The following is a 24,427-nucleotide window of genomic DNA, read 5'->3' on the forward strand; positions in this document are numbered from 1 at the left end:
CCGCCCGGTTTCACGTGAAACACGCGCCGTGCGTACGGTCCCTCCCGGTACCGGACGCGGAGAGGGGCCGCTCCCGTGGGGAGCGGCCCCTCTCTCAGCTGCTAGACAAGCCGAGCGTGCGGCGTCAGGCGGCGACGACCTCGATGTTGACCTTGGCGGCAACCTCGGGGTGCAGACGCACGGACGTCTCGTGGGCGCCCAGGGTCTTGATCGGCGCACCGAGCTCGATGCGACGCTTGTCGACCTCGGGGCCACCGGAAGCCTTGATCGCGGAAGCGACGTCGGCCGGGGTGACGGAGCCGAAGAGACGGCCGGCGTCGCCGGAGCGGACGGCCAGACGGACCTTCACGCCCTCGAGCTGGGCCTTGATCTGGTTGGCCTGCTCGATGGTCTGGATCTCGTGGATCTTGCGAGCGCGGCGGATCTGCTCGACGTCCTTCTCGCCACCCTTGGTCCAGCGGATCGCGAACTTCCGCGGGATCAGGTAGTTGCGAGCGTAGCCGTCCTTGACGTCGACGACTTCGCCGGCGGCACCGAGGCCGGAAACCTCGTGGGTGAGGATGATCTTCATTTTTCGGTCACCCTTCCCTTAGCGCGCGGTGGACGTGTAGGGCAGCAGCGCCATCTCACGGCTGTTCTTGACGGCCGTGGCGACGTCACGCTGGTGCTGCGTGCAGTTGCCGGTCACGCGGCGGGCACGGATCTTGCCGCGGTCGGAAATGAACTTCCGCAGCATGTTCGTGTCCTTGTAGTCCACGTACGTGACCTTGTCCTTGCAGAAAGCGCAGACCTTCTTCTTCGGCTTGCGCACAGGCGGCTTCGCCATTGGTGTTTCTCCTGTGTGATCAAGAAGTGGGGTTGCGAGCCCTTAGAAGGGGGGCTCGTCCGAGTAGCCGCCACCGGAGCCGCCGGAGCCGCCGGAGCCTCCGCCCCAGCCGCCGCCCTGGTTGCCACCGGCGGGAGCGCCGGTCGCCCAGGGGTCGTCGGCCGGAGCGCCGCCGCCCTGCTGGCCGCCACCGGGGCCTCCGCCCCAGCCGCCGCCCTGCTGGCCGCCGCCACCGCCGCCGCCGTAACCGCCCTGGCCACCGCGAGCGCCACCGGCGGTCTTGGTGACCTTGGCCGTGGCGTTGCGCAGGCTGGCGCCGACTTCCTCGACGTCCAGTTCGTAGACCGTGCGCTTGACGCCCTCACGGTCCTCGTAGGACCGCTGCTTCAGCCGGCCCTGCACGATGACGCGCATGCCTCGCTGGAGCGACTCGGCGACGTTCTCCGCCGCCTGACGCCAGACCGAGCAGGTCAGGAAGAGGCTCTCGCCGTCCTTCCACTCGTTGGTCTGGCGGTCGAAGGTGCGGGGGGTGGACGCGACACGGAACTTCGCGACCGCCGCACCGGACGGGGTGAAGCGCAGCTCGGGGTCGTCGACAAGATTGCCGACGACCGTGATGACGGTCTCGCCTGCCATGGGGGAACCTCTCGGCGGGTTTGCTCTGGCTGCTTGGTTGCTGCTACTCGAATCCCGAGATCAGCTGAGCGGGGAAGCTCAGTGGGTCTCGGGGCGGAGGACCTTGGTCCGGAGGACCGACTCGTTCAGGTTCATCTGGCGGTCGAGCTCCTTCACGACCGCAGGCTCGGCCTGCAGGTCGATGACCGAGTAGATGCCCTCGGGCTTCTTCTTGATCTCGTACGCGAGACGACGACGGCCCCAGGTGTCGACCTTCTCCACCTTGCCGTTGCCCTCACGGACGACGGAGAGGAAGTTCTCGATCAGGGGGGAGACAGCGCGCTCCTCCAGATCGGGGTCGAGGATGACCATCACCTCGTAGTGACGCATGTGAAACCCACCTCCTTTGGTCTCAGCGGCCACGGTCGTTCCGTGGCAGGAGGGTTGTGATGCGTACGCAACGGTATCCGCCACCACTGACAATCGGGGGTTCCCGCCGGGATCCCCGCAGCGGCCTGGGCAGACACCGGTGCAGACGGTACAGACTACCTGCACACACGCTTCCGGTTGAAATCCGGCGGTGAGGACCGTCAGTCTGTACACATCGGGTGTGTATGGCGCTACAGTGCGCCGCGATCCGCAGGAGGTGCCTCATGGCACAGCAGGCATTGCGACCCAACACCGCCGGATCCCTTCTCGCCACCGACGGCAAACCCCATCCGCTCCAGGACACCCTGATGGCGGTGACGCTGGTACTCGGCGTGCTGGCCCTCGTGACCGGCTTCTTCTCCGGCCTCCACCTGCTCAGCTCCTGGGCCGGCCTGGTGGGCCTGTTCGTGGGCGCGTACGGGCAGTGGGTCTCCGTGACCACCCGTCAGCGCTTCGGCATGGTCCTGGGTCTCGGCGCCTCCGGTGTCGGCTTCATGCTCGGCATGGCCAACGGCGGACTGTTCGGCGGCCTCATCGGCTGACCCCGCACAGCACCTGACGACGACTTCCCCCACACCTCACGGACGCCTCGCCGGCCACCGGCCGTGGTGCAGGTGCCGCACGCCCCAGTCGGGGCGCTCGCAAGGCGCAGTAGGCTTCGGCGCGAGAGCCGGAGCCCCTGAACCCATGGGGACACACCAGCCCGAGGAGCGCCCCGACATGAGCCTGACCCTGAGGACCATCAGCCGCGAGCAGCATCTGGCGTACATCCAGAGCCTGCCGTCGGCTAGCCACATGCAGGTCCCTGCCTGGTCCGACGTGAAGGCCGAGTGGCGTTCGGAGAACCTCGGCTGGTTCGACAAGACCGGCCAGCTGGTCGGCGTGGGTCTGGTCCTCTACCGCCAGCTCCCCAAGATCAAGCGTTACCTGGCGTACCTGCCCGAGGGCCCGGTCATCAACTGGTACGCGCCGAACCTGGACGACTGGCTCCAGCCGATGCTGGCGCACCTGAAGCAGCAGGGCGCCTTCTCCGTGAAGATGGGCCCGCCGGTGATCATCCGCCGCTGGAACGCGGACACCATCAAGAAGGGCATCCAGGACCCGGACGTGAAGCGGCTGCGCGACCTGGAGGCCGACTACATCGAGCCGCGCGCCTTCGAGGTGTCCGACAAGCTGCGCCGCATGGGCTGGCAGCAGGGCGAGGACGGCGGCGCGGGCTTCGGCGACGTACAGCCTCGGTACGTCTACCAGGTGCCGCTGGCGAACCGTTCCCTGGAAGAGGTCCACAAGAACTTCAACCAGCTCTGGCGCCGCAACATCAAGAAGGCCGAGAAGGCCGGCGTCGAGGTCGTCCAGGGCGGCTACCAGGACCTGGCCGAGTGGCAGCGGCTGTACGAGATCACGGCGGTGCGCGACCACTTCCGGCCCCGCCCGCTGTCGTACTTCCAGCGCATGTGGACGGCCCTCAACACCGAGGACCCCAACCGGATGCGGCTGTACTTCGCCCGGCACAACGGCGTGAACCTGTCCGCGGCCACCATGCTGATCGTCGGCGGCCACGTCTGGTACTCCTACGGCGCCTCCGACAACATCGGCCGTGAGGTCCGGCCCTCGAACGCGATGCAGTGGCGGATGCTCCGCGACGCCTACGCGCTCGGCGCCACCGTCTACGACCTGCGCGGCATCTCCGACTCGCTGGACGAGACGGATCACCTGTTCGGCCTGATCCAGTTCAAGGTCGGCACCGGTGGCCAGGCCGCCGAGTACCTCGGCGAGTGGGACTTCCCGCTGAACAAGCTGCTCCACAAGGCGCTCGACATCTACATGTCGCGCCGCTGAGCCCAGGCGTTTGATTCCATAGCCTTCACAGCTTTCACCCCTGCGATCCACCGCAGCCACGAGAAAGGTTCCGGGTCCGGCCATGGCGCTCACGCTCTACGTCGACACCGCGCGCTGGCGGGCGCACCACAAGCACGTGCAGGAGCAGTTCCCGGGCCTCGTCCCGGTCTGCAAGGGCAACGGCTACGGCTTCGGACACGAACGGCTGGCGGAGGAGGCCACGCGGCTCGGCTCGGACATGCTCGCCGTCGGCACCACGTACGAGGCCGCCCGCATCAAGGACTTCTTCAGCGGTGACCTGCTGGTGCTGACGCCCTACCGGCGGGGCGAGGAGCCGGTGCCGCTGCCGGACCGGGTGGTCCGGTCGGTCTCGTCGATCGACGGCGTGTACGGCCTCGTGGGCGCCCGTGTGGTCATCGAGGTGATGTCCTCGATGAAGCGGCACGGCATCAGCGAGCAGGACCTGCCGCAGCTGCACCAGGCCATCGAGAACGTCCGGCTGGAGGGCTTCGCCATCCACCTGCCGCTGGACCGCACCGACGGCTCGGACGCCGTCGAGGAGGTCATCGGCTGGATGGACCGGCTGCGCGCGGCCCGGCTCCCGCTGCACACCATGTTCGTCAGCCACCTCAAGGCCGAGGAACTCGCCCGGCTGCAGCAGCAGTTCCCGCAGACGCGGTTCCGCGCCCGGATCGGCACGCGGCTGTGGCTGGGGGACCACGAGGCCACCGAGTACCGCGGTGCGGTCCTGGACGTCACGCGCGTGACGAAGGGCGACCGCTTCGGCTACCGGCAGCAGAAGGCGGCCTCGGACGGCTTCCTGGTGGTCGTGGCGGGCGGCACGTCGCACGGGGTGGGCCTGGAGGCCCCGAAGGCCCTGCACGGCGTCATGCCGCGCGCCAAGGGCGTCGCGCGGGCCGGTCTGGCGACGGTGAACCGGAACCTTTCGCCGTTCGTCTGGGGCGGCAAGCAGCGCTGGTTCGCCGAGCCGCCGCACATGCAGGTGTCCATCCTGTTCGTCCCGTCGGACGCCCCGGAGCCGACGGTCGGTGACGAGCTGGTGGCCCATCTGCGGCACACCACCACGCAGTTCGACCGGATCGTCGACCGCTGACGGTCCGGCCACCGGACAGAACCTGGGCAGTCCCCGGACAGGATCCGCGCAGCGGGAAGGCCGTGCACGAAGCGCTCGTGCACGGCCTTTCACATGTCCGGGGAACCCGCCGGGGCATAGCCCGCAGCGGGCGTTCGCTCAGAGCGAACGGTCCTCGTGGGGGCGCTGTTCCGGCCGCCCCCAGGCCACCTGGGGCGCCTCGAAGGGCGCGGCGTGCCGGGCGGGGCGGGCCGCGGTGCCGAGCACGAAGACGTCCTCGGCACCGTCGAGCACCCCGCCCGAAGGATCGTCGTCCCCGGCCCTGCGCACCACATCCCGCTCGGGCATGAGGATGTCCCGGACGACGACGGCGCACAGGTACAGGGTGCCGAGCAGATGGATCGCGATCGCCCAGTGGTAGCCCTGCGTCGGCAGTCCCTTGTGGGCGTCTCCGCTGGTCGTGTAGGCGAGGTACATCCAGATGCCCAGGAAGTACGCCACCTCGCACGCCTGCCAGACAAGGAAGTCGCGCCACTTGGGCCGGGCGAGGACCGCGAGCGGCACCAGCCACAGGACGTACTGCGGGGAGTAGACCTTGTTGGTGAGGATGAAGGCCGCGACCATCAGGAAGGCGAGCTGGGCGAAGCGCGGCCTGCGCGGGGCGGTGAAGGTCAGCGCCGCGATGCCGAGGAAGCACAGGACGACCAGCACGGTGGCCGCGGTGTTGACGAAGTCGGTGGTCGGCGGGTTGCTGGAGTTCTGCGCCCAGATCAGCCAGAAGGAGCCGAAGTCGATGCCCCGGTCGTGGCTGAACGTGTAGAACTTCGACCAGCCCTGGAAGGCGAACAGCATCACGGGCAGGTTCACGACCAGCCAGGCGACGACGGCCCCGCCCGCGGCCTGGAAGTACTCACGCCACCGGCCGGCCCGCCAGCACAGGACGAGCAGCGGGCCGAGCAGCACGACGGGATAGAGCTTGGCGGCCGTGGCGAGCCCCAGGAGGACCCCGAAGGCCAGGGCCCGGCCCCGGGACCACATCAGCATCGCGGCGGCCGTCAGAGCCACCGCGAGAAGGTCCCAGTTGATGGTGGCGGTGAGGGCGAAGGCCGGTGCGAGAGCGACGAGCAGACCGTCCCAGGGACGCCGGCGCTGGGTGCGGGTCACACAGACGGCGATGACGGCCGTGCACACCATCAGCATCCCGGCGTTGGCGAACCAGTACCACTGCTCCTGGTGCTGGATGGAACCGCTGCCCGGAGTGAGCCAGGCCGCGACCTCCATGAAGACACCGGTCAGCACCGGGTATTCGAGGTAATCCATGTCGCCCGGGAGCTTGTCGAAGTACGGCACCAGACCGTCGGCGAAGCCGCGCCCCTGATACAGGTGCGGGATGTCCGAGTAGCAGGCATGCGTGTACTGCGAGCTGGCGCCGAAGAACCAGGCACTGTGGTAGCAGGGCGCTTTCTGGACGAGGCCGAGCGCGAACATGCCGATCGCGACGAGCGCGATGACGCGAACGGGAGTCCACCAGGTCGTCCCGAGCAAGGCACGCCGGCCGATGGGACCGCCGATCAGCTCGCTCCCGGCCGCGGCGACCTCGTCCTCCCTGGTCGGCCGGACCGGTTCCGCGTCGGAGGGCCGCACAGGCTCGGGCTCGTGCACGCCGGCGGGCGTCATCTCTGCACTGGGCATGGGGCACATCCTGCCGTACCTGTCCAGGAAAACACCGTGGGCCGCCGCACCTGGTGGGTGCGGCGGCCCATGTTTCACGTGAAACACCCTTGCCGGGCGGTATGACCGGTCTGGGATCAGATGACCCTGCTAGCCATTCTGACCTGCGAAGAGACCACCGTTGCCGTTTCCTCTGTTGTTCCCGGTCCCGGTGGTGTCCGTGACAGTCGGCGAGGGTGTCGTCCCTCCGTCCGTGCCGCCGTTTCCGTTCCCGTTGCCGCCGCCATTGGCGGTGTCGCAGTTGTCTCCCCAGCCGAACTGGCAGGAATCGCTGGGGGACGGGGACGGGGAGGTGGACGTCACGCTCGGCGTCGGGGTCGGCGAGTCGCTCGGCGACTGGCTCGGCGTGATGGTGACCGACGGGGTCGGGGACGGCGCACCGACCTCGTCCTGCACGTCACCGATCTTCACCGCGTCCGGGAAGCCGGGGTCGTTCGCGTTCTTCAGTGCGGCCTTCATGTACTCGGTCCACACCGCGGTCGGGATGTCACCACCGTGGATGGAGTCCACCCCCGCGGTGCCGTTCATGGACAGCAGTTTGTGGTCCTTGGGATTCTCGCGGAACATCGCCACCGACGTCGACAGCTGCTGGGTGTAGCCCACGAACCAGGCCGACTTGTTCTTGTCGGTGGTACCGGTCTTACCCGCCGCGGAACGGCCCAGGGCCTTGGCGTTCTGACCCGTACCGTTCTGGATGACGTTCTGCAGCACGTCGGTGACGTTGTTGGCGATGTTCGCTTCCATCGCCTGCTTGATCTTGGGCCTCTTGGTGAAGCTCGGCACGTCCGTGCCGTCCTTCTTGACGGCGGTCACCGAGTACGGGTCCGCCTGCTTCCCGGAGGCCGCGAAGGTCGCGTAGGCGTCGGCCATGCGGATCGCGCTGGGGGTGGAGGTACCGATGGCGAACGACGGGTTGAGGTCCTGCGACATGCTCGCGTCGAGTATGCCGGTGGACCGGGCCACGTCGCGGACCTTGGACATGCCCACATCGACACCCAGCTGCACGAAGGGCGTGTTGATGGACTGCTCCATCGCCTTGCGCAGAGTGATGTATCCCCACTTGCGAGGACTCTCGTTCTTCTGGAAGAAGAACGAGTTGTCCTTATTGAGGTAGTACGACCCGTCCGGCCGTCTCACCTTCAGGTGGTCGTCGCCGTTGTACTTGCTCAGCGGCGAGACGCCCACGCCGTCGGACTTGTACGTGCCGTACTCCATCGCCGCGGCCAGCACGAACGGCTTCCACGTCGAACCGACGGGGACGCCGGAGGTGTCGGCGTTGTTGGTGAAGTGGCCGTTCTCGTAGCCGTCACCGCCGTAGAGGGCGACGATCGCTCCGTCCTTGGGGACCACCGACGCCGCACCGAACTGGACGTACTTGTCCAGGCTGCGGTGCTTGGGGTCGAGCCGGTCCTTCTGGATCTTCTTCACGGCTGCGCTCAGGTCGTTGACCTTGTCCTTGTTGAAGGTCGTGTAGATCTGGTAGCCGCCCTTGTCGAACTCCGCCTCCGTGATGTTGGAGTGGTTCAGGACGTACTTCTTCGCCGTGTCGGCCAGGTAGCTGATCTGGCCGGTCATGCCCTTGGTCGCCTTGCGGCCCTGGACCGGGGGGTACTTCGCGATGGCCTTCTGGTAGTCGGCGTCGCTGATGCGCTTGTCCTTGTGCATCTCGCCGAGGATCCAGCGCCAGCGCTCCGTGGAGCGCTTGAGGTTGGACTTGGGGTCCGCCGACTTGTCGAGATCGACGTTGCCGGCCGGGTCGTAGTACGTCGGGCCCTTCAGCAGCGCCGCGAGGAAGGCGCACTGGCTCGGGTTGAGCTTGACCGCGTCCTTGCCGAAGTAGGTATGGGCGGCCGCCTGGATGCCGTACGCGCCACGGCCGAAGTACGAGGTGTTCAGATACCCCTGGAGGATCTGCGGCTTCTTGAGCCTCGTGCCCACCTTGATGGAGATGAACATCTCCTTGAACTTACGGGTGACCGTCTGGTCCTGGCTGAGGTAGGTGTTCTTGACGAACTGCTGGGTGATCGTCGAACCACCCTGCGTCTGACCGCCTCGCGCCATGTTGGCCAGCGCTCGGGCGATACCCATGGGGTCCACGCCCGAGTCCTGATAGAAGCTCTTGTTCTCCGCCGAGATCACGGCCCACTGCATGGCCTCGGGGATCTTGTCGATGGTGACGTTCTGGCGGTTCACACCGGTGCCGGTGGCGACCATCTGGCTGCCGTCCGCCCAGTAGTAGACGTTGTTCTGGGACTTGGCGGCGATGTTCTCGCTGGGGATCTCCACCATCGCGAAGCCGATGCCCACCATGGCGACCAGGCAGCCGAGGAAGCCGACGAACAGACCCGACACGAGCTTCCAGGACGGCACCCAGCGGTGCCAGCCGTACTTGCCCGACCGCGGGTAGTCGATGAACCTCTTCTTGCCCGGTGCGGTCGTGGCACGGCCTCTGCCGCGGCCGGGGCCGGTCGGTCCGCCCGGGCCGCCGCGCCGGGCGCCAGGACCCGCGTTGTCGGCGGCCCTGCGCCGGCCGCCGCCTCTCTGGGTCGCGCGGCGCGCCTCGGCACGGCTGCCGTAGGCGCGCTCCTCACCCCCCGAGCCGTAGGCGTCCGACCCGTAGGAACCGGACTCATGGGAGTCGGAAGAAGACCCGGTGGCGCCTCGCGGTGCCGCACGGCGGCCGGAGGCGGGGCCGGACTGTCCGCGTCGGGCCGCGGCACGTCCGCCTCCCTGCGGCTGCGGCGGTTTGCGACGGTGCTCGCTCATCGAACGATTACTCCTCGGGCAGGCGCACCCGTGCGCGCCTGGAAACGGCGGTGGTTTCCGGTCCCCCCGAAGTACGGATGTGGTCGGTCCCGCATTCACCCGTACTGCACCGGGGACGAGGACGCCCCCCAGGCATCACTTGGTTCCCGGTGGTGTGCATGCCGCACAGACTACGCACCGTCAAAACCAGCCGAGCCCCGAAGTTCACCCCAAAACAGGCAACTCGCCTCCTACGAATCGGTGATGTGATCCCGTTCACCGTCCTCCCTCTTGTCGCATGCGGAAGGCCGTTCTATCGTCGTGATGTATCGAGTCGATACATCAGGGCGAGATAAAGACGCGGTGGACCGAAGGAGGCGATCATGAGCCGGCGATCCGGCATCCTCGAGTTCGCCGTACTCGGGCTGCTGCGCGAGTCCCCTATGCACGGCTATGAGCTGCGCAAACGACTCAATACGTCTCTGGGTGTATTCCGGGCGTTCAGCTACGGGACCCTGTACCCCTGCCTCAAGACGCTGGTCACCAACGGCTGGTTGATCGAGGAACCGGGCAGCACCCATGAGGACGCCCTCGCCGCTCCTCTCGCCGGACGCCGCGCGAAGATCGTGTACCGATTGACGGCAGAAGGTAAGGAGCACTTCGAGGAGCTGCTCTCGCAGACCGGCCCCGACGCGTACGAGGACGAGCACTTCGCCGCACGGTTCGCCTTCTTCGGGCAGACGTCGCGGGATGTGCGCATGCGCGTGCTGGAGGGCCGGCGCAGCCGCCTGGAGGAGCGCCTGGAGAAGATGCGCGCCTCCCTGGCACGCACGCGAGAACGCCTCGACGACTACACGCTTGAGCTCCAGCGCCACGGTATGGAGTCCGTGGAGCGCGAAGTGCGCTGGCTGAACGAGCTCATCGAGAGCGAGCGGGCCGGTCGGGACCTGAAGGGTTCCGCATCCGGGGGGTCCGCTCAGCAGGACACCACATCTGGATCGACGGGCGGCCTGCCCCGTCCCGGGGGCACCCCCGGGACGGATACGCCCGGCGACACCGCCACGTGAGACCCACTCAGGGCCTCACTCGTACACACAGGGAGCAACCGGAATGGGTTCGGTTCGCGTAGCCATCGTCGGCGTGGGCAACTGCGCCGCGTCGCTGGTGCAGGGAGTCGAGTACTACAAGGACGCCGACGCGGCCTCCAAGGTCCCCGGCCTGATGCACGTGCAGTTCGGTGACTACCACGTGCGCGACGTCGAGTTCGTCGCCGCGTTCGACGTGGACGCCAAGAAGGTCGGCCTCGACCTCGCGGACGCGATCGGCGCGTCCGAGAACAACACCATCAAGATCTGCGACGTGCCCAACTCCGGTGTCACCGTCCAGCGCGGCCACACCCTCGACGGTCTTGGCAAGTACTACCGCCAGACCATCGAGGAGTCCGAGGCCGAGCCGGTCGACGTCGTCCAGATCCTGAAGGACAAGCAGGTCGACGTTCTGGTCTGCTACCTGCCCGTCGGCTCCGAGGACGCGGCGAAGTTCTACGCCCAGTGCGCCATCGACGCCAAGGTCGCCTTCGTCAACGCCCTCCCGGTCTTCATCGCCGGCACCAAGGAGTGGGCGGACAAGTTCACCGAGGCCGGTGTGCCGATCGTCGGTGACGACATCAAGTCCCAGGTCGGCGCGACCATCACGCACCGCGTGATGGCCAAGCTGTTCGAGGACCGCGGTGTCATCCTGGACCGCACGATGCAGCTGAACGTCGGCGGCAACATGGACTTCAAGAACATGCTCGAGCGCGAGCGCCTCGAGTCCAAGAAGATCTCCAAGACGCAGGCCGTCACCTCCCAGATCCCCGACCGGGACCTCGGCGAGAAGAACGTCCACATCGGCCCGTCCGACTACGTCGCCTGGCTGGACGACCGCAAGTGGGCCTACGTCCGCCTCGAGGGCCGCGCCTTCGGTGACGTCCCGCTGAACCTGGAGTACAAGCTCGAGGTCTGGGACTCCCCGAACTCCGCGGGTGTCATCATCGACGCCCTGCGCGCCGCGAAGATCGCCAAGGACCGCGGCATCGGTGGCCCGATCCTGTCCGCCTCCTCGTACTTCATGAAGTCCCCGCCGGTCCAGTACTTCGACGACGTGGCCCGGGAGAACGTGGAGAAGTTCATCCGCGGCGACGTCGAGCGCTGAAGCGCCGACAGAACGCTCCTGCCAGGGCTGTGAGGGTCCCCGGGCTTCCTGGCCCGGGGACCTTCCGCATGTGTGAGGCTGTTCGCCATGTCCGTCGTCCGTGACCTGCGCGTCCTGCTGAGTCTGCGGGACTTCCGGCACCTGCTGTCCGTACGTCTCCTCTCCCAGGGAGCCGATGGCGTCTACCAGGTCGCGCTCGCCGCGTACGTCGTCTTCTCCCCGGAGAAGCAGACCTCCGCCGCGTCGATCGCGTCGGCGATGGCGGTCCTGCTGCTCCCTTACTCCCTGGTCGGCCCCTTCGCAGGTGTCCTGCTGGACCGCTGGCGGCGCCGCCAGGTGTTCCTGTACGGCAATCTGCTGCGGGCCCTGCTGGCGGCGGTGACCGCGGTCCTGATGGTGAGCCACGTCCCGGACTGGCTGTTCTACGCCTCGGCGCTCTGCGTGACGGCCGTCAACCGCTTCGTCCTCGCCGGACTCTCCGCCGCCCTGCCGCGGGTGGTCGACACCGAGCGCCTGGTCCTCGCGAACTCCCTGTCCCCCACGGCCGGCACGCTGGCCGCGACCGTCGGCGGCGGCCTGGCCTTCGCCGTACGGCTCGTGGCGTCGGGCTCCGACGCCGCCGTGGTGCTGCTCGGCGCCTTCCTGTACCTGTGCGCGGCTCTGACCGCCCTGAGCATGGCTCCCGCGCTCCTGGGACCCGACCGGGTACCGGAACAGCCGCAGCTCAGGTCCGCGCTCGCCGACACCGCGCGGGCACTGCTCGCGGCCGTCCGCCACCTGGCCGAGCCCCGGCGCCGGGAGGCGGCCTGGGCGCTGGCCGCGATGACGCTGATGCGCTTCTGCTACGGCGCGCTGCTCGTTCTGCTGCTCATGCTGTGCCGCTACGCCCTCTCCGCGTCCCCCGACGAGGGCCTGCGGCTGCTCGGGCTCGCGCTGACGGTGTCCGGCGCGGGTTTCTTCGCGGCTGCCCTGGTGACACCGTGGGTGGTGGGACGGATCGGTCCCGTCCGCTGGATCGTGGTCTGCGCCGGCACGGCAGCGCTGCTGGAACCCGCACTCGGCCTACCGTTCGCCGCCGGCCCCCTGCTGGTCGCGGTCTTCGTCCTGGGGCTCATCACCCAGGGCGCCAAGATCGCCACGGACACGATCGTCCAGGCATCCGTCGACGACGGCTTCCGGGGCCGGATCTTCTCCCTGTACGACGTCCTCTTCAACACGGCCTTCGTCGGTGCCGCCAGCCTGGCGGCTCTGATGCTGCCACCGGACGGCCGGTCGGCGGCCCTGGTGGTGCTTGTCGCCTTCTTCTACGGACTGACCGCGGTGGCCATGGCCCGCTTCGAGACCCACCGGAACGACAAGAAGGGCGATGTTTCACGTGAAACATCGCCCCCTCTGTAGGCCGCGGCGTGTGTTTCACGTGAAACACATGCCACCCCCACGGCTCAGCCCTGCTGGGCCCACCACTCCTTGAGCGCCGCCACCGCGGCGTCATGCTCCATCGGGCCGTTCTCCAGCCGCAGCTCCAGCATGTGCTTGTACGCCTGGCCGATGACCGGACCCGGGCTGATGCCCAGGATCTCCATGATCTGGTTGCCGTCGAGGTCCGGACGGATCGCGTCCAGCTCCTCCCGCTCCTGGAGCTGACCGATGCGCTCCTCCAGACCGTCGTAGGCGCGGGACAGTGCCGCCGCCTTCCGCTTGTTCCGCGTCGTGCAGTCGGAACGGGTCAGCTTGTGCAGACGGTCCAGAAGCGGTCCGGCGTCCCGCACGTAACGGCGCACGGCCGAGTCGGTCCATTCGCCCGTGCCGTAGCCATGGAAGCGCAGATGAAGCTCGACCAGCCGGGAGACGTCCTTCACCAGCTCGTTGGAGTACTTCAGGGCCGTCATACGCTTCTTCGTCATCTTCGCGCCCACCACCTCGTGGTGGTGGAAGGAGACCCGCCCGTCCCCCTCGAAACGGCGCGTGCGCGGCTTGCCGATGTCGTGCAGCAGCGCGGACAGGCGCAACGCCAGATCGGGGCCGTTCTCCTCCAGCGCGATCGCCTGCTCCAGCACGATCAGCGTGTGCTCGTACACGTCCTTGTGCCGGTGGTGCTCGTCACTCTCCAGCCGCAGGGCCGGCAGCTCAGGCAGGACGTGGCCGGCGAGCCCGGTGTCGACCAGCAGGGTCAGTCCCTTGCGCGGGTGCGCGGAGAGGATCAGCTTGTTCAATTCGTCCCGGACCCGCTCGGCCGAGACGATCTCGATCCGCCCCGCCATCTCGGTCATCGCGGTGACGACCTCGGGCGCCACCTCGAAGTCCAGCTGGGCGGCGAACCGGGCGGCTCGCATCATCCGCAGCGGGTCGTCCGAGAACGATTCCTCGGGCGTGCCAGGGGTGCGCAGCACCCGGGCCGCGAGGTCCTCCAGGCCGCCGTGCGGGTCGATGAACTCCTTCTCCGGCAGCACCACGGCCATCGCGTTGACCGAGAAGTCACGACGGACCAGGTCCTCCTCGATGGAGTCGCCGTACGACACCTCCGGCTTGCGCGAGGTGCGGTCGTACGCCTCGGACCGGTAGGTGGTGATCTCGATCTGGTAGCCACCCTTGTGCGCGCCGACGGTACCGAAGGCGATCCCGACCTCCCAGACGGAGTCCGCCCAGGGACGCACGATCTTCAGGACGTCCTCGGGGCGCGCGTCGGTGGTGAAGTCCAGGTCGTTACCGAGCCGGCCGAGCAGCGCGTCACGGACCGAGCCCCCGACCAGGGCGAGCGAGAACCCGGCCTCCTGGAAGCGGCGGGCGAGATCGTCCGCGACGGGAGCCACCCGCAGCAGCTCGCTCACGGCGCGGTGCTGCGCCTGGTTCAGGGCAGAGGGAGTGTCATCGTTGGCGTTCGGCACAACAGAAGAGGGTACGTGGCCGGGAGCCCCGGGGGCGCCCCCATAAGCGGGGTACGCCCACCACCCGCCATACCCGCTCAAGGCCGGTGCTTACGGCGTACTACCGCCATCTCCTCGATACTGGACGGAGAGGACAGGTCGCCGCTCTCTTCCGATCTTGTGAAGCAGACCACGGCACTTCCCCTCGGCGCACATCGTTACCATGCGTGGACGCACATTCCGACGACCACTGACGACGACGAGGGACGGGCGAGCGCGTGGCCGAGGCGGCTGACTTCCAGGGGACCAGTGCCTCACCTGCCCGCCGGTGGCTGCGGCGTACCGGAGCTCTGCTCGCCGGGGCGCCCCTGCTGGCCGGGCTCCTCCAGCTGCCCGCCGCAGGACCGGTCCAGGCCGCCTCCTCGGACCCGGTGTCCGTCTCGGTGGACTCGCTCACCCCCAGCGCCCCCACGGACGGGGACACGCTGACCGTGTCGGGCACCGTGACCAACACCGGCAAGCAGGCCGTCACCGCCGCCCACGTGGGCCTGCGGGTGGGACGCCAGCTGAACACGCGCGCGGCGATCGACGCCATAAGCCGGCACTCCGACTCCCTCCAGAGCCTCAACGGCTCCGAGGTCGGCGGCAAGTACGAGGAGAAGTTCGCCAAGCTCGCCCCCGGCGTCGCCGAGCACTTCAGCATCTCCGTCCCGGTGGACAAGCTGGACCTCGGCAGCGACGGCGTCTACGAGTTCGGCGTCGCCCTGTCCGGACAGACCGCCGCCCAGCCCTGGGAGCAGGTGCTCGGCGCGAAGCGGACGTTCCTGCCGTGGCAGGCGTCCGACGCCGACACGAAGACCAGGACCACGTTCCTGTGGCCGCTGGTGTCCTCCGTCCACATGACGGCCAGGACGGGCGCCGGGGAGCTGCAGACCCCGGTCTTCCTCAATGACGACCTGGCCAAGGAGATCGCCCCGGGCGGCCGGCTGGCCCAGATGCTGGAGCTGGGCAAGGATCTGGACGTCACGTGGGTGATCGATCCGGACCTGCTGGCATCGGTGGACGCCATGGCGAGCAGTTACCGGCTGCAGGGCCGCGACGGCACCACCACGGCCGGAACGCACCAGGCGGTCGCCAAGCAGTGGCTGGCCGGCCTGCAGAAGGCCGTGGCGGGCAAGGAGGTCGTCGCGCTGCCCTTCGCCGACCCCGACCTGGCCTCCCTCGCTCACCGGGGCACCAGCGTCACCGGCTCGCTCAGTCATCTCAAGGACGCCACCGACGTCGCCGCCCTCACGGTGAAGTCCGTGCTGCACGTCACACCGAGCACGGACTTCGCCTGGCCGGTGGACGGCGCCGTGGACCCGTCGATCATGAAGGTCGCCACCTCCGCCGGTGCCGACCGGGTGATCGCCCGCAGCGACAGCCTCCAGGACACCGCCGGGCTGACCTACACCCCGTCCGCCGCCCGCCCGGTCGGCGGGGGCACCACGGCGGTGGTGTCCGACGCACGGCTGTCCACGGCCTTCGAGGACGATCTGACCCAGGCCGGCTCGGCCACCCTGGCCGTGCAGAACTTCCTGGCCCAGAGCCTGGAGGTGAACGAGCAGACGGACCAGCAGCGGAGCATCGTCGTCGCCCCGCAGCGCATGCCGTCGGCGAGCCAGGCCCAGGCGATGGCGGCGGCAGCGAAGGCGCTCCAGGGCGGAACCTGGTCCCAGTCGCAGAACCTCACGGCGGCCGCCAAGGACAAGCCCGACCCGAACGCCACGACGCGCATCCCGTCCACGTCCGCCTACCCCTCCTCACTGCGCAGGCAGGAGCTGCCGCGGACGGCCTTCGAGCAGATCGCCAGCACCCAGGACAAGCTCGACAACTTCAAGGTCGTCCTCAGCGACCCGTCGCGCGTGGTCACCCCGTTCGGGCTGGCCATAAACCGCGAGATGTCCACCTCGTGGCGTGGCCGCGGCAGCCAGGCGGAGAGCTTCCGGGACGACGTCGAGAACTGGCTGGACGACCTCACTCAGCAGGTCAAGCTGATCGACAAGTCCGAGACCAAGCTCTCCGGGCGCAGCGCCACCATCCCGGTGACCGTCCAGAACAACCTCGTCCAGCCGGTGAGCCACCTCGTCCTGCGGCTGACGTCCACGATGCCGACCCGACTGAAGATCGGCGGCAAGGCCTACTACGAGCAGCGCGTGGACGTCTCCGGCGGCCACAGCCAGTCGGTGAAGTTCACCACCTCGGCCAACGCCAACGGCCGGGTCACGGTCTATGCCCAGCTCTACACCGAGGACGGCCAGCAGTACGGCGACCCCGTCAGCTTCGACGTGAAGGTCACCGAGGTCACGCCCACGGTCATGCTGGTCATCGGCGGTGGCGTGCTGCTCCTCGTCCTGGCCGGTTTCCGGATGTACACCCAGCGCAAGCGCGCGGCCGCACGGCAGGCCGAGGACGGCGGTCCCGACGCCGCCGGGGACGACTCCGGTGACGAGCCAGGGAACCCCGAAGGCCCCGGGGGCCGTCTCCCCGAGGAGTCCGACGTACCCTCTGGGGCAGCCGACCCGGAGCAGCCGAGTGACCCTGCGCCGGACACCGCACCGGAAAGCGCCGACCCGTCCGGGACGGGTGAGAGAGTGGACCGTTGAGCGATGTCGTGGCCGGTGTGGCCCGGGACGATGAGGTGGGGTAACCATGAACGCGCCGTACGACGGTGATCGCGGCCAGGGCGCGGCCGGCTCGGGCTACCCCGAGCCGCCGCCGGAGCCCGGCCAGGTGCCGCCGCAGCACGCGGCTGACATGTACCTCCAGGACGCCTACGACCAGGACCCCTACCGGGGGCAGGACCTGACCGCCCAGGACCCGGTCGCCGAGGCGCTCTACGACCGTGCCGCACACCCGCCGCCGGCGCCCGGCAGTTACGAGCCGCAGCAGCCGCTGTACGCGCCGCCGGCGCAGTCGCCGTACGCGCCCGACCCCCGTGTGTGGGCGCAGACCCCGGCGCCCGAGCCGGACGGTGGCGCCACCCAGTACCTGCCGCACGGCGACGACCCCCGGACCACCCAGTTCGTGGGCGTGGACGACCTGGTCTCGCACTCCGGCGAGGAGTACCACGAGCCGGACGCCTTCGCGCACCTCTTCAGGGACCAGCAGCAGGGCGGCGGCCCCGTTCCGGCGGACCCGGCCGTGCCGGGCCCTGCCGCCGCACCGGGCGCCGGATACGGCCCGGCGGGCCACCAGCCGGCGTACGGCCAGGGACCGCAGCAGGGCAACCCCTACGCGGCCTCCTACCCGGGCGTGCCGGGCACCCCGGGGCAGTCCCCGGTGCCGGCTCCGGCGGCCGCCCCGGACCCCGGCGGAGCCACGCTGTCCGCCGAGCCTGAGACCGCGGAGGCCCCCGCGGCCCCCGCGAAGAAGGGCGGCAAGGCCGCCGGGCTGCTGAAGTCCAGTGCCGTCATGGCGGCGGGCACGATGGTCTCCCGCCTCACCGGTTTCGTCCGCTCGGCACTGATCGCGGCGGCCCTCGGCCTCGGCTTCCTCGCCGACTCCTTCCAGGTCGCCTACCAGCTGCCGACGATGATCTACATCCTCACCGTCGGCGGTGGCCTGAACTCCGTCTTCGTGCCGCAGCTCGTGCGGTCCATGAAGGAGGACGAGGACGGCGGCGAGGCCTTCGCCAACCGTCTGCTGACCCTCGTCATGGTCGCGCTGGCCGCGCTCACCGGCCTCGCGATGTTCGCCGCCCCGTACCTGGTGCGGGCGCTGTCGCCCACCATCGCCGCCGACTCGGCGGCCAACAGTGTCGCGGTGACCTTCACCCGCTACTTCCTGCCCTCGATCTTCTTCATGGGCATCCACGTGGTGATGGGTCAGATCCTCAACGCGCGCGGCAAGTTCGGCGCGATGATGTGGACCCCGGTCCTCAACAACATCGTCATCATCGTCTCGCTCGGCGCGTTCATCTGGGTGTACGGCACCGCGGCCGACTCCCACCTGGCCGTCGAGAACATCCCGCCGCAGGGTCAGCGCCTGCTCGGTGTCGGTGTGCTGCTCGGCCTGGTCGTGCAGGCCCTGGCGATGATCCCCTACCTGCGCGAGACCGGCTTCCGGATCCGGCTGCGGTTCGACTGGAGGGGCCACGGCCTGGGCAAGGCCGCCATGCTGGCCAAGTGGACGGTCCTGTTCGTCCTCGCCAACCAGGCGGGCGCCATGGTCGTCACCCAGCTGTCCACCGCCGCCGGCAAGGGTTCCGGCGTCAAGGGCACCGGCTTCGCCGCCTACGCCAACGCCCAGCTCATCTGGGGTCTGCCGCAGGCCATCATCACCGTGTCCCTGATGGCCGCCCTGCTGCCGCGCATCTCGCGCTCGGCCGCCGAGGGCGACGCGGGCGCGGTGCGGGACGACATCTCGCAGGGCCTGCGCACCACCGCGGTCGCGATCGTGCCCATCGCCTTCGGCTTCGTCGCGCTCGGCATCCCGATGTGCACCCTGATCTTCGGCTCGGCCGGTACGACGTCCGCCGTCAACATGGGCTACATGCTGATGGCCTTCGCCCTCGGCCTGATTCCGTACTCGGTGCAGTACGTCGTCCTGCGCGCCTTCTACGCCTACGAGGACACCCGCACCCCCTTCTACAACACGGTGATCGTGGCGGCGTTCAACGCGGGCGCCGCCGGGCTCTGCTACCTGCTGCTCCCGGCCCGCTGGGCGGTGGCCGGCATGGCCGCCTCCTACGGCCTGGCCTACGCGATCGGCGTGGGTGTGGCCTGGCGGCGGCTGCGCAAGCGGCTCGGCGGTGACCTGGACGGAGCACGGGTCATGCGGACCTACGCCCGGCTCGCCATCGCCTCGGTACCGGCGGCCCTGCTCAGTGGCGCGGCCTGCTACGGCATCGGGAGCACCCTCGGCCAGGGCGTCCTCGGCTCCCTCGCCGCGCTGATCGTCGGCGGGGCGGTGCTGCTGGGCGTCTTCTTCGTGGCCGCCCGCAGGATGCGGATCGAGGAACTCAACTCGCTCGTGGGTATGGTGCGCGGGCGTCTGGGGCGCTGAGGCGGGGGTAGGCGCACAACCATCGTCCGCCGCTGTGTGTCGTGCATAGCGGCCGACTGTGGGCACAATTGGATTCGGCGTCGGACAGCGTGCAACGGATGGGGAGGCAGGGACGACGGTGGCGGAACGCAGCACGGCTGCCGTCGACGTGGCAGACAACAGCGGTGACAAGCCGCTGACCGCCAAGGCGGAGTCCACGGCCGACGGGGTGGCCCAGAACCCGGAGCGGGGCACGGACAGCGACGAGGGGCAGGGGAGCGAGGGGACGGAGAGCCCCGGTAAGAAGGCCTCACCGCCTGAACTGCACAGCGGTCACAAACTCGCCAGACGCTACCGTCTCGAGGAGTGCGTCACCCGTCTGGACGGATTCAGCAGCTGGCGTGCGGTCGACGAGAAACTGCGTCGTGCCGTCGGTGTCCACATCCTGCCCGCCGACCATGCGCGGGCCCGTTCCGTACTGGCCGCCGCCCGGTCCTCCGCGCTGCTCGGCGATCCACGCTTCGTCCAGGTCCTGGACGCCGTCGAGGAGAACGACCTCGTCTACGTCGTGCACGAATGGCTGCCCGACGCCACCGAGATGGGCACCCTGCTGGCCGCAGGACCGCTGGAGCCGCACGACGCCTACCAGATGGTCAGTCAGGTCGCCTCCGCCATGGCGGCCGCGCACCGCGAGGGCCTCGCCCATCTGCGGCTGAACCCGAACGCCGTCCTGCGTGCCTCGACCGGCCAGTGGCGCATCCGCGGCCTCGCCGTCAACGCGGCCCTGCGCGGCATCAGCTCCGACACCCCGCAACGCACCGACACCGAGTCCATCGGCGCCCTCCTGTACGCGGCGCTCACCCAGCGCTGGCCGTACGAGAACGACGCCTACGGCCTGTCCGGCCTCCCCAAGGACATCGGCCTGATCGCACCGGACCAGGTGCGCGCCGGTGTCCACCGCGGCCTGTCCGAACTCGCCATGCGCGCCCTGGTCAACGACGGCGCCACCGCCTCGCGGCACGAGGCCCCGTGCACCACACCGGAGGAACTGGTCAAGGCGATCGGCGAGATGCCCCGCATCCGCCCGCCGGAGCCCACGTTCACGGCCCCGCCGGACTACCAGCGCACCACCTACCAGCAGGGCACGTACGGCCGTCCCGCGCCGCGTCCCGGTGCCACCCAGCCGATCACGCCCCCGCCGCCCCCGCTGCAGAGCCGCACCGGCAAGGTCCTGAAGTGGGCGGTCTCCGCCCTCCTCATCGCCGCCCTCGGTCTCGGCAGCTGGCAGCTGGCGGACGCCCTCATGGACCACAGCGGCAAGTCGGAGGACACCGACAAGACGCAGACGCAGGACGGTGGCGACAAGAGTCCGCGGAAGCCGCTCGCTGGCAAGCCCATCGCCATCAAGGGCGCCCGGGACTTCGACCCGTTCGGAAAAGACAGTTCCGAGAAGCCGGAAGGCATAGGGAACGCCTACGACAGCAGCGCCTCGACCTACTGGCAGACGGACTTCTACCTGAGCCCGCAGTTCGGCAACCTGAAGTCGGGCGTCGGTGTCATTCTCGACCTGGGCAAGGCCCAGCAGGTCGGCAAGGTGACGGTCTCCTTCGTGGGAGAGACGTCCGTCGAGCTGCGCGCCGCGAGCGCGGACGCGGGATCGGAGCCGACGTCGTTCGACGCGTACACCAAGGCCGCCGGCGGCTCGGGCACCACCGTGGTGCTGAAGCCGAGCAAGTCCCTCAAGAGCCAGTACCTGCTGGTGTGGTTGACCAAGCTGCCCGCGGACGGTCAGGGGCACTGGCGGGGCAGAGTAGCGGACATCAAGGTGACCAGCTGAGGTCTGCACTCGGGAGGGGTACATGGCAGAGGGCGCCGGATACGACGGCGTGAGCGACAAGGACCTGCTCGCCCGCCACGTGGAAGGCGATCCCGATGCCTTCGGGGAGATCGTGCGGCGGCATCGGGACCGGCTCTGGGCGGTGGCGTTGCGAACCCTGGGGGACCGGGAGGAAGCCGCTGACGCCGTTCAGGACGCCCTGGTGTCGGCCTACCGGGCCGCTCACACCTTCCGGGGACAGTCGGCCGTCACGACCTGGCTGCACCGGATCACCGTGAACGCCTGCCTGGACCGCGCGCGTAAGGCCGCCACCCGGAAGACCGCTCCGGTCGACGACACCGAGCGTCTCGAACAGCTGCTGGAGCCGCACGAGTCCGCTTCCGCCCCGGCCGAGCGCAACGACGTGCACCGGCAGCTCCTGGAGGCGCTCGGCACGTTGCCGTACGAGCAGCGCGCCGCCCTCGTGCTGGTGGACATGCAGGGCTACCCCGTGGCCGAGGCCGCCCGGATGCTCGACGTCCCCACAGGCACCGTCAAGAGCCGGTGCGCCCGGGGCCGGGCCAGGCTCCTCCCGCTGCTCACCCATCTGCGGCCAGGAGCCGCCGAGGACCTCGGCGAGGACGTGAGCGGGGACCGAAAAGAAACCGGGCCGGGACGGAACCGGGTGCAGGGGACATCCGTCCCACCGTCAACGGGGTCCCCGTACGGGAACTCCCCGAATACAGGGCCAAGCGATTCAGCCGTTGCGAAGGGCGGAGGTGGGCGAGCGTGACTTCGACAGACACGGCCGGGCACCCGGATGTCGCCGAGATCTCCGACCTCACCGAAGGCATCCTTCCTTCGGCACGGAGCACGGAGGTACGGCGCCACCTCGACGCATGCGAGCTGTGTGCGGACGTGCACGCCTCGCTGGAGGAGATCCGCGGGCTGCTGGGCGCCGTGCCGGGCCCGCCCCGCATGCCGGCCGACGTCGCCGGCCGTATCGACGCCGCGCTCGCCGCGGAAGCGCTGCTGGCTTCCACCGCGCCCAAGGCTCTGGACTCGCCTGTGCTGGTCTCCGAGACCGGAAAGACCGGAGACCACACCGGTGGGGGCCCCGGTGTGGCTGTTTCACGTGAAACATCGGTACCGGCGGACCGCCCGGCCGGCCGGCCACACACGGCGACCGGGCCAGGACGGAAGGGGCGCGATCGCGGCCGGCGCCGGAGGACCGTCGCCCTGGGTGCCGTGCTCACCGCCGCCGTTCTCGGCGCCGGAACGCTCGTCCTGCAGTCCCTCCACGGCGGCGGCTCCGACACCACGGCACACGGTACGCCGACGTCGTCCGCAGGCGCCTTCTCCGGCGACAGCGTGCAGAGCCAGGTGAACGATCTGCTCGGGCCGCAGACGGGCAAGCAGCCACGCTCGGGTGTCGGGACGGAACAGGTCACCCCGACGCCGGCCCAGAGCGCGAACACCCTGCTCCAGACCCAGCCCTCGGTCCCGGACTGCGTGCGGCAGGCGATCCACCGCGACGGCAGCGTCCTCGGCGCCAAGACGGGCACCTACGCCGGCAAGAGCGCCTACCTCGTCGTGGTCCCCGACGCCCATGACACCGCCAAGGTGACGGCCTACGTCATCGACGCGGCCTGCGTCGGCGGGAAGCCCGCCACCGCCGGCACGGTGCTGCTCCAGCAGTCCTTCCCGCGTTCCTGAACCCGCACGGGGATTCGCCTGAGACCCTGCGGCCATCCGTACTGTGTGCGTTCCCCGTGTGCGCGGACACACCGGGAATGCGCGCCCCTTAGGATCCGTTGGGTGGGGTGAGAGTTCCGAAAGGAGCTCTCACCGGTCGACAGACGCAGACCAGAGACGAGGAATCAAGCCGTGAGCGACGTCCGTAACGTGATCATCATCGGCTCCGGGCCCGCAGGCTACACGGCGGCGCTCTACACCGCGCGCGCGTCGCTGAAGCCCCTGGTGTTCGAAGGCGCAGTCACCGCCGGTGGTGCGCTGATGAACACCACCGAGGTGGAGAACTTCCCCGGCTTCCGTGACGGCATCATGGGTCCCGACCTCATGGACAACATGCGGGCGCAGGCCGAGCGCTTCGGCGCCGAGCTGGTTCCGGACGACATCGTCTCCGTCGACCTGACCGGTGAGATCAAGACCGTCACCGACACCGCGGGCACGGTCCACCGGGCGAAGGCCGTCATCGTCACCACGGGCTCCCAGCACCGCAAGCTCGGCCTGCCGAACGAGGACGCTCTCTCCGGTCGTGGCGTCTCCTGGTGTGCCACCTGTGACGGGTTCTTCTTCAAGGACCAGGACATCGCCGTGATCGGCGGCGGCGACACCGCGATGGAGGAAGCGACCTTCCTCTCCCGGTTCGCCAAGTCCGTGACCATCGTCCACCGCCGTGACACCCTGCGCGCCTCCAAGGCGATGCAGGAGCGCGCCTTCGGTGACCCGAAGATCAAGTTCGTCTGGGACAGCGAGGTCGCCGAGGTCCAGGGCGACCAGAAGCTCTCCGGCCTCAAGCTGCGCAACGTCAAGACCGGCGAGCTCTCGGACCTGCCCGTGACGGGTCTGTTCATCGCGATCGGCCACGACCCGCGCACCGAGCTGTTCAAGGGCCAGCTTGACCTGGACGAGGAGGGCTACCTGAAGGTCGCCGCTCCGTCCACCCGCACCAATGTGACCGGTGTCTTCGGCGCCGGTGACGTGGTCGACCACACCTACCGACAGGCGATCACCGCGGCCGGCACCGGCTGCTCGGCCGCCCTCGACGCCGAGCGCTTCCTCGCCGCTCTCGCCGACGAGGACAAGGCCGAGCCCGAGAAGACCGCCGCCGTCTGACCTCTCCCTCGCCCCGCCCCACCGCACGAACCAAGTTAAGGAGCCCGCCGTGGCCGGCACCCTGAAGAATGTGACCGACGACTCCTTCGAGCAGGACGTCCTCAAGAGCGAGAAGCCCGTCCTGGTGGACTTCTGGGCCGCCTGGTGCGGCCCGTGCCGCCAGATCGCCCCGTCGCTCGAGGCGATCGCCGCCGAGTACGGCGACAAGATCGAGATCGTCAAGCTCAACATCGACGAGAACCCGGGTACCGCCGCCAAGTACGGCGTCATGTCGATCCCGACCCTGAACGTCTACCAGGGTGGCGAGGTCGCCAAGACCATCGTCGGCGCCAAGCCGAAGGCCGCCATCGTGCGTGACCTCGAAGACTTCATCGCCTAGTAGTCGGGCGGTG

Annotated in this window: 20 protein-coding genes; 13 read left to right on the top strand and 7 right to left on the bottom strand. The window is 69.1% G+C overall.

Annotation, left to right across the window (positions count from 1 at the left end):
* Positions 1-124 precede the first annotated feature (124 nt).
* The 4 genes from rplI to rpsF form a co-directional block, all read right to left on the bottom strand.
* The gene (rplI, locus tag PV343_RS24635; protein WP_020941080.1) at positions 125-571 is read right to left on the bottom strand and encodes a 50S ribosomal protein L9; all 447 of its coding nucleotides are present in this window, start codon (positions 569-571) and stop codon (positions 125-127) included.
* Between the two features lie 18 nt (positions 572-589).
* On the bottom strand, positions 590-826 hold the full coding sequence (rpsR, locus tag PV343_RS24640) for a 30S ribosomal protein S18 (RefSeq protein ID WP_003949403.1): 237 nt from the start codon (positions 824-826) through the stop codon (positions 590-592).
* A 42-nt stretch (positions 827-868) separates the two neighbouring features.
* On the bottom strand, positions 869-1,462 hold the full coding sequence (locus PV343_RS24645; RefSeq protein ID WP_319149130.1) for a single-stranded DNA-binding protein: 594 nt from the start codon (positions 1,460-1,462) through the stop codon (positions 869-871).
* Positions 1,463-1,540: 78 nt separating this feature from the next.
* On the bottom strand, positions 1,541-1,831 hold the full coding sequence (gene rpsF, locus PV343_RS24650; RefSeq protein ID WP_004950685.1) for a 30S ribosomal protein S6: 291 nt from the start codon (positions 1,829-1,831) through the stop codon (positions 1,541-1,543).
* Positions 1,832-2,094: 263 nt separating this feature from the next.
* Here rpsF and PV343_RS24655 point away from each other — a divergent pair, with 263 nt between their 5' ends.
* The 3 genes from PV343_RS24655 (at position 2,095) to PV343_RS24665 (ending at position 4,823) form a co-directional block, all read left to right on the top strand.
* The gene (locus tag PV343_RS24655; RefSeq protein WP_319149133.1) at positions 2,095-2,412 is read left to right on the top strand and encodes a hypothetical protein; all 318 of its coding nucleotides are present in this window, start codon (positions 2,095-2,097) and stop codon (positions 2,410-2,412) included.
* A 178-nt stretch (positions 2,413-2,590) separates the two neighbouring features.
* On the top strand, positions 2,591-3,709 hold the full coding sequence (locus PV343_RS24660; RefSeq protein WP_317444367.1) for a lipid II:glycine glycyltransferase FemX: 1,119 nt from the start codon (positions 2,591-2,593) through the stop codon (positions 3,707-3,709).
* A gap of 82 nt (positions 3,710-3,791) precedes the next feature.
* Positions 3,792-4,823 (top strand): alanine racemase, encoded by a 1,032-nt coding sequence (locus tag PV343_RS24665; protein WP_020941084.1) that lies wholly within the window; start codon positions 3,792-3,794, stop codon positions 4,821-4,823.
* Positions 4,824-4,961: 138 nt separating this feature from the next.
* On the opposite strand, the gene PV343_RS24670 is transcribed toward PV343_RS24665, so the two are convergent.
* Positions 4,962-6,494: a glycosyltransferase family 87 protein gene (locus PV343_RS24670; protein ID WP_319149134.1), complete on the bottom strand. Its 1,533-nt coding sequence runs from the start codon at positions 6,492-6,494 to the stop codon at positions 4,962-4,964.
* Between the two features lie 129 nt (positions 6,495-6,623).
* Positions 6,624-9,299: a transglycosylase domain-containing protein gene (locus PV343_RS24675; protein WP_319149135.1), complete on the bottom strand. Its 2,676-nt coding sequence runs from the start codon at positions 9,297-9,299 to the stop codon at positions 6,624-6,626.
* Positions 9,300-9,661: 362 nt separating this feature from the next.
* Here PV343_RS24675 and PV343_RS24680 point away from each other — a divergent pair, with 362 nt between their 5' ends.
* The 3 genes from PV343_RS24680 (at position 9,662) to PV343_RS24690 (ending at position 12,869) form a co-directional block, all read left to right on the top strand.
* Positions 9,662-10,345 (top strand): PadR family transcriptional regulator, encoded by a 684-nt coding sequence (locus PV343_RS24680; protein WP_020941087.1) that lies wholly within the window; start codon positions 9,662-9,664, stop codon positions 10,343-10,345.
* A gap of 43 nt (positions 10,346-10,388) precedes the next feature.
* Entirely contained in the window at positions 10,389-11,471 is a 1,083-nt protein-coding gene (locus tag PV343_RS24685; RefSeq protein WP_319149136.1) for an inositol-3-phosphate synthase, read from the top strand.
* Between the two features lie 87 nt (positions 11,472-11,558).
* Positions 11,559-12,869, top strand: a complete 1,311-nt coding sequence (locus tag PV343_RS24690; RefSeq protein ID WP_319149137.1) for an MFS transporter — start codon at positions 11,559-11,561, stop codon at positions 12,867-12,869.
* Positions 12,870-12,913: 44 nt separating this feature from the next.
* Here PV343_RS24690 and PV343_RS24695 read toward each other — a convergent pair whose 3' ends face one another.
* Positions 12,914-14,356 (bottom strand): CCA tRNA nucleotidyltransferase, encoded by a 1,443-nt coding sequence (locus PV343_RS24695; RefSeq protein ID WP_319149138.1) that lies wholly within the window; start codon positions 14,354-14,356, stop codon positions 12,914-12,916.
* A 257-nt stretch (positions 14,357-14,613) separates the two neighbouring features.
* Between PV343_RS24695 and PV343_RS24700 the strand changes: the two genes are divergently transcribed.
* From PV343_RS24700 to trxA, 7 genes are all read left to right on the top strand, one after another.
* On the top strand, positions 14,614-16,980 hold the full coding sequence (locus PV343_RS24700) for a DUF6049 family protein (protein ID WP_319149139.1): 2,367 nt from the start codon (positions 14,614-14,616) through the stop codon (positions 16,978-16,980).
* Between the two features lie 46 nt (positions 16,981-17,026).
* Positions 17,027-19,381, top strand: a complete 2,355-nt coding sequence (gene murJ, locus PV343_RS24705; RefSeq protein ID WP_319149140.1) for a murein biosynthesis integral membrane protein MurJ — start codon at positions 17,027-17,029, stop codon at positions 19,379-19,381.
* A gap of 118 nt (positions 19,382-19,499) precedes the next feature.
* Positions 19,500-21,197 carry a protein kinase family protein gene (locus PV343_RS24710; RefSeq protein WP_319149141.1) on the top strand — a complete coding sequence of 566 codons (1,698 nt, stop codon included), beginning with the start codon at positions 19,500-19,502 and terminating at the stop codon, positions 21,195-21,197.
* 22 nt (positions 21,198-21,219) lie between these two features.
* Positions 21,220-21,969, top strand: a complete 750-nt coding sequence (gene sigM / locus PV343_RS24715; protein ID WP_319149142.1) for an RNA polymerase sigma factor SigM — start codon at positions 21,220-21,222, stop codon at positions 21,967-21,969.
* Positions 21,966-22,892 carry an anti-sigma factor family protein gene (locus PV343_RS24720; RefSeq protein WP_319149143.1) on the top strand — a complete coding sequence of 309 codons (927 nt, stop codon included), beginning with the start codon at positions 21,966-21,968 and terminating at the stop codon, positions 22,890-22,892. The genes sigM and PV343_RS24720 overlap by 4 nt, the downstream gene beginning before the upstream one ends.
* 171 nt (positions 22,893-23,063) lie before the next feature.
* On the top strand, positions 23,064-24,035 hold the full coding sequence (gene trxB, locus PV343_RS24725) for a thioredoxin-disulfide reductase (protein WP_020941096.1): 972 nt from the start codon (positions 23,064-23,066) through the stop codon (positions 24,033-24,035).
* A gap of 49 nt (positions 24,036-24,084) precedes the next feature.
* Positions 24,085-24,414, top strand: coding sequence for a thioredoxin (trxA, locus tag PV343_RS24730; RefSeq protein WP_319149144.1), 330 nt, complete (start codon positions 24,085-24,087; stop codon positions 24,412-24,414).
* Positions 24,415-24,427: the final 13 nt, after the last annotated feature.

It is taken from the genome of Streptomyces sp. WI03-4A (genome assembly GCF_033792105.1).
In the GTDB taxonomy this organism is placed as follows: domain Bacteria; phylum Actinomycetota; class Actinomycetes; order Streptomycetales; family Streptomycetaceae; genus Streptomyces; species Streptomyces collinus_A.